This is a genomic window from Aeromonas sp. TW 6, from assembly GCF_013168745.1.
GTDB classification, from domain to species: Bacteria; Pseudomonadota; Gammaproteobacteria; order Enterobacterales; family Aeromonadaceae; genus Aeromonas; species Aeromonas caviae.
Genome location: NZ_JABERS010000076.1, coordinates 1 through 9,613 on the forward strand (window position 1 = coordinate 1; position 9,613 = coordinate 9,613).

10 protein-coding genes are annotated in these 9,613 nt (G+C 64.4%); 4 read left to right on the plus strand and 6 right to left on the minus strand.

Features of this window, described 5'->3' with window-relative positions; translation table 11 throughout:
• Positions 1–311: 311 nt before the first annotated feature.
• Both HKD46_RS20480 and HKD46_RS20485 read right to left on the minus strand, forming a co-directional pair.
• Positions 312–2,261 (minus strand): MacB family efflux pump subunit, encoded by a 1,950-nt coding sequence (locus HKD46_RS20480; RefSeq protein ID WP_043155337.1) that lies wholly within the window; start codon positions 2,259–2,261, stop codon positions 312–314.
• A 2-nt stretch (positions 2,262–2,263) separates the two neighbouring features.
• The gene (locus HKD46_RS20485; RefSeq protein WP_043155334.1) at positions 2,264–3,421 is read right to left on the minus strand and encodes an efflux RND transporter periplasmic adaptor subunit; all 1,158 of its coding nucleotides are present in this window, start codon (positions 3,419–3,421) and stop codon (positions 2,264–2,266) included.
• A gap of 148 nt (positions 3,422–3,569) precedes the next feature.
• On the opposite strand from HKD46_RS20485, the gene HKD46_RS20490 reads away from it, so the two are divergent.
• Together HKD46_RS20490 and HKD46_RS20495 are read left to right on the plus strand one after the other, a co-directional pair.
• The gene (locus tag HKD46_RS20490) at positions 3,570–4,250 is read left to right on the plus strand and encodes a response regulator transcription factor (RefSeq protein ID WP_010672948.1); all 681 of its coding nucleotides are present in this window, start codon (positions 3,570–3,572) and stop codon (positions 4,248–4,250) included.
• Between the two features lie 14 nt (positions 4,251–4,264).
• The gene (locus HKD46_RS20495; RefSeq protein WP_185219332.1) at positions 4,265–5,584 is read left to right on the plus strand and encodes an ATP-binding protein; all 1,320 of its coding nucleotides are present in this window, start codon (positions 4,265–4,267) and stop codon (positions 5,582–5,584) included.
• Positions 5,585–5,674: 90 nt separating this feature from the next.
• Here HKD46_RS20495 and HKD46_RS20500 read toward each other — a convergent pair whose 3' ends face one another.
• The 3 genes from HKD46_RS20500 to HKD46_RS20510 all read right to left on the minus strand — a co-directional run bounded on the left by HKD46_RS20500 (position 5,675) and on the right by HKD46_RS20510 (position 7,087).
• Positions 5,675–6,085, minus strand: a complete 411-nt coding sequence (locus tag HKD46_RS20500; RefSeq protein WP_010672950.1) for a DUF6515 family protein — start codon at positions 6,083–6,085, stop codon at positions 5,675–5,677.
• Between the two features lies 1 nt (position 6,086).
• Positions 6,087–6,380: a hypothetical protein gene (locus tag HKD46_RS20505; RefSeq protein ID WP_103859030.1), complete on the minus strand. Its 294-nt coding sequence runs from the start codon at positions 6,378–6,380 to the stop codon at positions 6,087–6,089.
• Between the two features lie 146 nt (positions 6,381–6,526).
• A complete protein-coding gene (locus HKD46_RS20510) occupies positions 6,527–7,087 on the minus strand; it encodes a carbonate dehydratase (protein WP_010672952.1) in 561 nt (186 codons plus the stop codon).
• A 221-nt stretch (positions 7,088–7,308) separates the two neighbouring features.
• Between HKD46_RS20510 and HKD46_RS20515 the strand changes: the two genes are divergently transcribed.
• Entirely contained in the window at positions 7,309–7,950 is a 642-nt protein-coding gene (locus HKD46_RS20515; RefSeq protein WP_104455314.1) for a ribonuclease T2 family protein, read from the plus strand.
• A gap of 203 nt (positions 7,951–8,153) precedes the next feature.
• Positions 8,154–9,200 (plus strand): nitronate monooxygenase family protein, encoded by a 1,047-nt coding sequence (locus tag HKD46_RS20520; protein WP_171865905.1) that lies wholly within the window; start codon positions 8,154–8,156, stop codon positions 9,198–9,200.
• Positions 9,201–9,430: 230 nt separating this feature from the next.
• Here HKD46_RS20520 and HKD46_RS21230 read toward each other — a convergent pair.
• On the minus strand, positions 9,431–9,613 hold a 183-nt coding region (locus tag HKD46_RS21230; protein ID WP_221413925.1), incomplete at its 5' end, for a hypothetical protein.

Consider the following 9,613-nt stretch of genomic DNA (forward strand, 5'->3'; position numbering starts at 1 on the left):
AGATGCCTCAACAACATCGTTCAGATCGTTTGCAATAGACATAAAAAAATCCGGAACCAGTGATTGGTTCCGGATTGTCCTACAGCAGAAGGATCGGTCAATGGATCCTTAACTGATCAGCATTGCGCCTTCGGGCGGCTTATTTTGTGGGTATGGCGGGCGGGAAACAAAAAAAGACCGGGTACGGGACCCGGTCAAAGAACCCGCGCATTCAGGGAAGAAGTGCGGGCGTTCAGGCTTGGTGGCGGGGCCGGGCATCGGCCCCCGATCCGGTGTCGGGGAGAGTGGCGTCACCCCGGCGTCAATGCGGGCTATTCGCGCTCCAGTGCGTGGATGGGGTCCAGCCTGGCGGCCCGGCGGGCCGGGGCGAAGCCGAATATTACCCCGATCAGGCTGGCGCAAAGGCAGGCCACCCCCATGGCGGCAAGGGAGTAGCTCATCCGGACGCCGCTGCTGAAGTGGTCGAACAGTTGGCCCAGCACCAGGGAGAGGGCGATGCCGAGCACGCCCCCCAGCAGGCAGATCAGCACGGCTTCAATGAGGAACTGCTGCTGGATGTCCCGGGTCCGGGCGCCGACCGCCATCCGCACCCCTATCTCCCGGGTGCGCTCGGTGACCGAGACCAGCATGATGTTCATCACCCCTATGCCCCCGACGATCAGGGAAATGAGGGCGATGAGAGCGATCAGCGTGGTCAGGGTGGCGCTGGTCTGGCTGATGGTCTGGCGGATGCTGTCGGTGTTGAGCAGGAAGAAGTCCTGGCTGCCGTGGCGCAGGGTGAGCAGGCGGCTGATGCCGTCCTGGGCGGCGTCCAGGCTCACCTCGTCCCGCACCCGCACGCTGATGCTGCGCAGATGGCTCTGCCCCAGCAGGCGGCTCATGGCGGTGGTATGAGGGATCCAGACGTTGAGGGTCTCGTCGCTGCCAAAGCCGCTCTGGTTCTTGATGGCGACTCCGATCACCCGGCAGGGCAGATCCCCCAGCAGGATCACCTGGCCCAGGGGGGACTGGGTCGGGGCGAACAGCTTGTCCCGGGTGTGCTCGTCGATCACCACCTCCTGGGCCAGGCTCTCCTCGCTCTGGCGATCAAAGCCCATGCCCTGGGCCAGGCGATAGCCCCTGACCTGGAAGAACTGGGCGCCGACGCCGTTGATGGTGCCGGAGACGGCGGTGCTGCCAAGGCGCAGGGTGGCGCTGGTGCTGAGGCTGGGGGTGACGCTGTGCACGTAGTCCAGCCGGGCGATGGCCTCGGCGTCCCCGATCCGCAACGTCTGTATGGTAGCGGAGCGCATGTCCCCGAAGCCGCGGCCGGGGAACACCTCCAGGGTGCTGGTGCCCATGGCGTTGATGTTCTCCAGCACTCGCTCCCGGGAGCCCTGCCCGAGGGCCACCACAGTCACCACGGAGGCGATACCTATGATGATGCCGAGCATGGTGAGAAAGGTGCGCAGACGCTGGGCAACCATGGCCTTGAGGGCCATCTGCAGGGCATTCCCGAGCCCCGCCATCAGCGGGGTCTTCCCCCTGGCGGACGTCTTGGTGGCGGCCTGGGTCGCCTGGGGAAGGGCCTGTGGCTCGCGCGTGCGGCGATCGGCGATCACCCGGCCATCTTTCAGTTCGATGATCCGCTCGGCGTGGCGGGCGATGTCCATGTCGTGGGTGACGATCACCAGGGTGTGGCCCTGGCGATGCAGAGCTTGAAGGCTCGCCATCACCTCGGCGCCGCTCTGGCTGTCGAGGGCCCCGGTCGGCTCGTCGGCCAGGATCACCTCGCCGCCGTTGATGAGGGCCCGGGCGATGCTGACCCGCTGCTGCTGGCCGCCGGAGAGCTGGCTTGGCTTGTGTTCGAGCCGGCTGGCGAGGCCGAAGCGGGTCAGCAGGGCCTCGGCCCGCTGGCGTCGCTCGGCCGGATCCAGACCGGCGTAGAGGGCGGGCACTTCCACATTGGTGCGGGCATCGAGATCCGCCAGCAGGTGATAACGCTGGAAAATGAAGCCGAAGTGCTCCCGGCGCAGGGCGGCGAGCTCGTCCCGGCTGAGGGTGGCAGTATCGCGCCCGGCCACCAGATAGGCCCCCTCGCTCGGCTGATCCAGGCAGCCCAGCAGGTTCATCAGGGTGGATTTGCCGGAGCCCGAAGCGCCGACGATGGCCACCATCTCTCCACGGGCGATCGCCAGATCGATGCCATCGAGCACGGTGACGGTGCGCTCACCCTCTCCGAAGTGGCGGTGGATGCCGCGCAGTTGCAACAAGGCGCCCATGGTCACATCCCCATGGGGGGCGGCATGCCCCCGGCGGCGTTGCTCTGGCCTGCGTTCACTTCGCTGACGATGACCCGCTCACCGGTGCTCAGGCCCGACAGGATCTGGGCATCCACCTTGTTGTTCAGGCCGACCTTGACCCGGCGCAGGCTGATCCGGCCTCCGTCGTCGATCACCCTGACCTGATCCCCCTGCAGGGCGATGGCCGGGATCACCAGCGCATCTTTGAGCCGGGCGACCACCAGATAGACCTGGGCCGTCATGCTGATCCTGAGCTGACCATCCTGGTTGGGCACCTCGAACAGGCCGTGATAATAGATGGCGCTGCTGTCGCTGCTGCTGGTGGTGTCGTCGTCATTGATGGTGTCGGGGGCGGGCTCGATGGCCCGCAGGGATCCCTCGAAGCGGCGCTGGCTGTTGCCAAGAATGGTGAAATAGACCGGCATGCCGACCCGGACGTTGATGACGTCGGCCTCGGAGATCCTGGCCTCCACCGTCATGGTGTCGAGCTGGGCAATCTTGAGCAGGGTAGGGGTGCTCTGGCTGGCGTTGAGGGTCTGCCCCTCCTCCACCGGCATGGCCACCACGGTACCGGAGAGGGGGGCCAGGATCCGGGTATACCCCAGGTTGACCCGGGCTGTGTCCACCGCGATCTCGGCCTGCACCCGCTGGGCGTTGAGGGCCCGGATATCGGCCAGGGTCTCGTCCAGGGTCGCCTTGGCGCTGTCATGGTCGGCCGTGCTGCCAAGACCTCTTGCGACGATCTGCCGCTGGCGCTGGTATGCGAGGCGAGCATTGCGAAGGGTGGCCTCTTTGGAATCCAGCTGGGCCTGGAGGTTGTCGCGCTGGGCCAGGGCATCCTTGAGGGCGTTCTGCTGGGGCAGATCGTCGATCTCGACCAGCAGCTCCCCCTGTTTGACCTCCTGCCCCAGAGTCACGTGCAGTTTCTTGATCTGGCCCGACACCTGGGCGCCCACGCTCACCTGCTTGCGCGCCTTCAGGGTGCCGTCCGCCATGATGAGCTGCTCCAGATCCCGGGTCTCGGCACTGGCGGTGATGTAGTCGCTGGCGGGTGCCTTGGCCTGGGGGCGCCAGGCCAGCAACAGGGCGAGGGCGCACAGGGGCAGCAGCCAGAAGAGACGAGGGGAGAACGTGGGCATGACAACCTGTATCCTGAATGACGATCACGGCGGCACTCTACCCCAGAGCCGGGTTAAGGCTCTTTGCGCCAAGCGTAAGGGTTTCGTAAAAATGGCTGCCAAGTGCGTGGCAAGCGGCGAAAATGGCCGCCGACAAGGGAGACCGCATATGAAGATCCTGCTGGTGGATGACGATGCCGAACTGGGCGCCATGTTGAGTGAATACCTGGGGGGAGAGGGGTTTGATACCACCCAGGTGCTGACCGGAGGGGAAGGTGTTCACCATGCCCTCTCCGGCCGTTACAGCGCCCTGCTGCTGGATGTGATGCTGCCCGACTTGAGCGGCACCGAGGTGCTGCGCCAGGTGCGCCAGCGCAGCCGCCTGCCGATCATCATGCTGACCGCCAAGGGGGACAACGTGGATCGAGTGGTGGGACTGGAGATGGGGGCCGATGACTATGTGCCCAAACCCTGCTACCCCAGGGAGCTGGTGGCCCGGCTGCGGGCCGTTCTGCGGCGGGTCAACGAGGGGGGGAGCGCAACCCCCTCGCCGGATGCCCTCATCCTGGGGGATCTGACGGTCACCCCGGCCAACCGGGTCTGTCTCTGGCAGGGGGAGCCGCTGGAGCTGACCGCCACCGAGTTCAACATGCTGGTGTTGCTGGTGCGAGCACCGGAGCAGGTGGTCACCAAGGACACCCTCTCCCTGCAAGGGGTAGGGCGCCCGCGGGAGGCCTATGATCGCAGCGTCGATGTGCACATCTGCAACCTGAGGCAGAAACTGCAGCAGAAGGCGGGGGAGGCCGTCACCATAGAGACGGTGCGCAGCATAGGGTACAAGATACGGTGATCCTCAAGGGACGTTTGTTCTGGAAGATTCTGCTGGGGTTCTGGCTGGCCATCGTGCTGGTCAGCCAACTGCTCTGGCTCGGTTTTCGTGCCGAGCGTGCTTCCCCGGAAGAGCACCAGGCCCAGCAGTTGGCGAGCCAGCATCTGGAGATGGCGGCAGCTGTGCTGGCAAAGGGGGGGATCGAGGCTGCGACGGCATTGAGTCAGGCCATGTCGCCGCCGTTGCTGCAGATAACACTCCTCGATGTCTCCGATGCGCCTCCCCGGCCAGCGCCCCGGGCATCCAGGCTGCCAGCCTCCGGGGAACCTGGCCCGGGCACCGTGCTGACACGCACAGTGATTGCCAGCGACGGGCAGACCTATCTGCTGCAGACCAGAGCGGACCCGCGTATCCTCCCCGGCGGGCCGGCCCTCGGCCCCCTCTCCTGGCTCAACATTCCCCCGCCCATGCTCTGGATTGGCGGCCTGGGGGGACTCTTGTTCAGCATTCTGTTCGCCTGGCACCTGACCCGGCCCATGAACGCCTTGCGGCGCAGCTTCGATCGGGTAGCCAGGGGGGATCTGGGGGTGCGGCTGTGGCCCGCCCTGCGCTGGCGTCGGGACGAGCTGACGGAGGTGGCGCAGGAGTTCGATCTCATGGTGGAGCGGCTGCAGCAGCTGGTCGAGGGGCGTGAGCAGCTGCTCCACGACGTCTCCCACGAGCTGCGATCCCCCCTGGCCCGCATCCAGATGGCCATTGGCCTGGCGGAGCAGCGCCCGGAGAAGGCAAGCGACGCCCTGGCGCGGATCCGGCTCGAGACGGAGCGGATGGACAGGATGATAGGGGAGCTGCTGACCCTCTCCCGTGCCGAGCAGGGCCACGGGCTTGAGCAGAGCCACTACGACCTGCTGGCGCTGGTGGAGACGGTTGTCCAGGATGCCAGGTTCGAAGCCCAGCAATCCGGGGTCGAGATAGGGCTCGAGGCGGCGCTGGGGGAGGGTTGCCTCCTGCTGGGGCATGCGGAGCTGGTGCGCCGCGCCGTGGAGAACGTGGTGCGCAATGCCCTGCGCTTCTCGCAGTCGGGCCAGACGGTGAGTGTTCGCTTGCTGCGCCTGGGTCAGGAGGTGCAGCTCTCCATCGCCGATCGGGGGCCCGGGGTGGAGGAGGGGAAGCTGGCGGGGATCTTCGATCCCTTCGTGCGCATCGGCTCACCCCGCATGGGCAAGGGCTACGGGCTCGGGCTCGCCATCGCCCGCAAGGCGGTGATTCTACAGGGCGGTACCATCCAGGCGCGCAATCGCGCACAGGGGGGGCTGAGAGTGACCATGACGCTGCCCCTGCATGACCCGTCCTGAGGTACGCGGCTCAGACCCGAGTGGGGTAAACACTCCGGTAATGAAAGAGGGGGCCAAGGCCCCCTGCTCGTATCTGTTCCACCGTGCGATTCAGCGCAGCGCCGCTGGCGGCGGCACCTCGGTGTAGCGCCCGTCTATTTCTCGCAGGTAGTAGTGACCCTCCCTGACGTAATAGCGGCGGCCATCCAGATCCAGGGGGATGAGCCCTGTCTCTGCCACCACCAGGACCTGAGGAGGCGGGGAGACCACCACATAGTGGTTCTCCTGCCGACGGTAGAAGATGCCGTCGAGCACATAGTAGGTGAGCCCGGCCAGCAGCAGGGTTTCCACCCCTCCCGGCAGCCTGTCGACGCGGTGGCCGAAGCCGGGGCCAGCCCCATGGCCGTACTGCGGGGCAGGGCTCTCCCATCCGCCCGGTCTGCCCATGTTGCCCGGGCCCGCCATGGCGGGCAGGGCGATGGCCATGGCAAGCAGCCAGAGTGAAGGGCGGTGCAGACTCATCTCACTGCCCCTTGAGCGGCGCACCGGCGGGCTGGGGTTTGAGTGGCTGGGGCGGCAGTTCGCGCACGCTGACCGTGACCTCGTAGCGGGTATCCGGCTTGGCGGCATCAATGTTTTTGGACAGCGCCTGGACCAGGGCCTGGGGATCCGCACCCTGCTTGCTGGCGTGATAGAGCACGGAGGGGGGCGGTGTCATGGGGCCTCCCTGGCGGGCGCCTATCGGGGGCGGCATCTCGCCGGCATGAAGGAGCGTGGTGCCCAGCAGCAGGGCAAGGGCGACAGGATAGCGTGACATGATGATGACTCCATTGATGGGAACGCCCCCATCAAACGCGACGCGTGCGCCCGGCTCAACCACCTTTACACCCTCTTTTCGCCCTCTTTACAGTTGTGACAACGGGCGCCGTGGCGCCCGTTGTGTGTCGTGAACCGCTCGCCGGATCAAAACTCGTTGGAGAGCGCCTTGTAACCCCTGACCAGGTCGATGTTGGTGTGAGCCACATCCTCGGAGAACTCGGTGGCGTCCACGGTGACGCGCGGGATCTGCGCCAGATCGCTCTGCTGGTTGATGCGGGTGGTGGAGGGGACATAGAAGCCGGGGGGAATATCGCAGCCATCGACCACGGAGTTGTGGCGCACCACGGACCCTTCGCCGATGTGGCAGTTGAACAGCACGCTGTTGAAGCCGATGAAGACCCGGTTACCCACTTCGCAGGGGCCGTGGACGATGCTGCGGTGGGCGATGGAGCTGAACTCGCCGATGGTGACGGCAGCGCCGGATTTGGAGTGGATGACGACGCCATCCTGAATGTTGGAGTTGGCGCCGATGACGATGGGTTCCATGTCACCGCTCTCGTCCACTTCGTCTGCGCGGATCACGGCATAGGGGCCGACAAACACGTTCTCCTTGATGATCACCTTGCCACAGATGATGGCGGTCTTGTCGATATAGGCGGATTCGTCGATAACGGGCAGGTGACCTGAGGGATTCTTGCGGATCATGTTACGTCCTGTTGCTGATGAAATCGGGGAAACGTGGCGCGTCATGAAGGCCCGCCGGAGAGCCAGCTTACGCCTCTGATCCGGCAGGGGAAACCTTTTACTGGTCTGACCCACAGTGAGTAAGGCCATTTCGAGCGATTGTTCTTTGACTCCCTGTTATGGGAGCATGAGGGCGTAAAATGGGGCGCCACCGGGTGCAAAGAGATGAGGGGGAACGAGGGATGAAGCAGGTCATGGTATGGCTGGTGGGGTCGCTGTTGTGGATCTCCGCCGCCCAGGGCAAAGGCTATGCGGGGGAGTTTGACTATTACGCCATGGCTCTCTCCTGGTCGCCCGAGCATTGCGCCATCAAGCCAGGGGATCGGGAGCAGTGCGCCCGCAAGCTGGGGTTCGTGCTGCATGGGCTCTGGCCCCAGTATCAGCGCGGCTACCCCGCCAGCTGCACCCGCGAGCGGCTGGATGCGGACATGGAGCAGCAGTTTGCCGGGCTCTACCCCAGCCGCTTCCTCTATCGTCATGAATGGGAGAAGCACGGCACCTGTTCCGGGCTGAGCCAGGAGGCATTTCACCAATTGGCCAGCGATCTGCGCCAGAAGGTGAAGATCCCGGCCGCCTATCAATCGCCGGAAGAGCCGCTGAGAAAAAACAGCTTCCAGCTCAAGGCCGATCTGGCGAGCGCCAACGAGTGGCTGGCCCCCGATAACATCACGGTGGCCTGCGCTGATGGGGGCCGCTTCCTGCGGGAGATCTACATCTGCATCAACAAGCAGGGAACGGATGCCGTCCCCTGCTCCGACGAGATGCAGAAGCGGGAGCGACGCTCCTGTGGTCAGCCGGACTTCCTGCTGCGCAGCGTGCGCTGACACCTCACGTTCGGGCCCTTCGCGGGCCCGATGTGCAATGAACCTCAAGGGGCCTGATGGATGAAAGCCAAGACAGGATGTCTGGCCGGGAACTGGACAGGCGATATCGCCAGACGACGTGTCAGCACGTCAGGTGCGCTCTGCCGACTCAACCCGCCTCTGGCGCACAATCAGACTGACCATCAGAAACAGGAAACTGTCATATGACGCTCTTTGCCGAACTGGGGATGCGCTATCCCATCATTCAGGCCCCCATGGCGGGCGTGCAGGACAGCGCCCTGGCGATGGCGGCGACCAGTGCGGGGGCACTGGGCTCCCTGCCTGCCGCCATGCTGAGTGGTGCCGAGCTGCGCCAGGAGCTGAGCCGCCTCGCCGCCAGCGGGCCGGGCCCATACAACATCAACTTCTTTTGCCATCGGCAGCACGAGCCGGAACCGGCTGCGGAGCAGCGCTGGCGCCAGGTACTGTCACCCTATTACACCGAGTTCGGGGTGGATGCCGCTGCACCGTCGCGTGCTCCCGCTCGGGCCCCCTTCAATGACGAGCATGCGGCCCTGCTTGCAGAGTTCAAACCTGCCGTGGTCAGCTTCCACTTCGGCTTGCCCGAGCCTGAATTGCTTGCCCAGGTAAAAGCCACAGGCGCAAAAGTGTTTGCCAGCGCCACCACGGTGGCAGAAGCACAGTGGCTTGCTGACCACGGAGCCGATGCCGTCATCGCCCAGGGGCTGGAGGCGGGTGGCCATCGCGGCCACTTCCTGAGTGAGGATCTCAGCTTGCAGCAGGGCTCCTTTACCCTTCTGCCACAGGTAGTGGCGGCAGTGGATCTGCCTGTCATCGCTGCAGGAGGTATCGTGGATGGAAAGGGCATCAGAGCCGCCCTTGCTATGGGGGCGAGCGCAGTCCAGATGGGAACGGCGTTCCTCTGTTGCCACGAGGCGACGACCTCGTCCCTGCACCGTGCGGCGCTGCAGGGGAGGCATGGCCAACACACCGCACTGACCAATCTGTTCAGCGGCCGTCCGGCGCGAGGGATAGTCAACCGCTTGATGCGGGAACTCGGCCCCCTTTCGGTGCTGCCGCCAGACTTCCCGTATGCCAGCGGCGCATTGGCTCCGTTGCGTGCCGCAGCCGAAAAGGCGGGAGACCGCGGTTTCTCGCCACTCTGGGCCGGGCAGAATATATCGGGTTGCCGCTCCATGGCGGCAGCCGAGCTGATCGCTGCCTGGGTTGCTGAGGCAGGACTGGTCTGAGCATCACTTTGCGATTCTCTTCCTTTATATATGGATTGATATGGTCAGCAACCCTTCGAACAGGAGACGGGCAGAGGGGAACGGGAGGTAATAGGGTGTATAATGAGCCCTTTTCGGGCTTGTCCTGTGGGTAAGTCTGTATAAAAACTGTGTTTTGATATGAATAACTAAGAATTAGCATTTTTTTGCAATTTTATTGCGATGAAGGCTTGCCAATGTGATCTATGTCTCTATAATGCGCCTCCATCGACAGGGCAAGCGGCAACGCAAACAGCCTCGTCGATAACCTCGAAAAGCCTTTGAAAATAAGGCTTGACTCGAGAAGGCGGTTGAGTAGAATGCCACTCCCGCAGCAGCCAAAAGCTGCGTCGCTCTTTAACAATTTGAATCAAGCAATCTGTGTGGGCACTCAC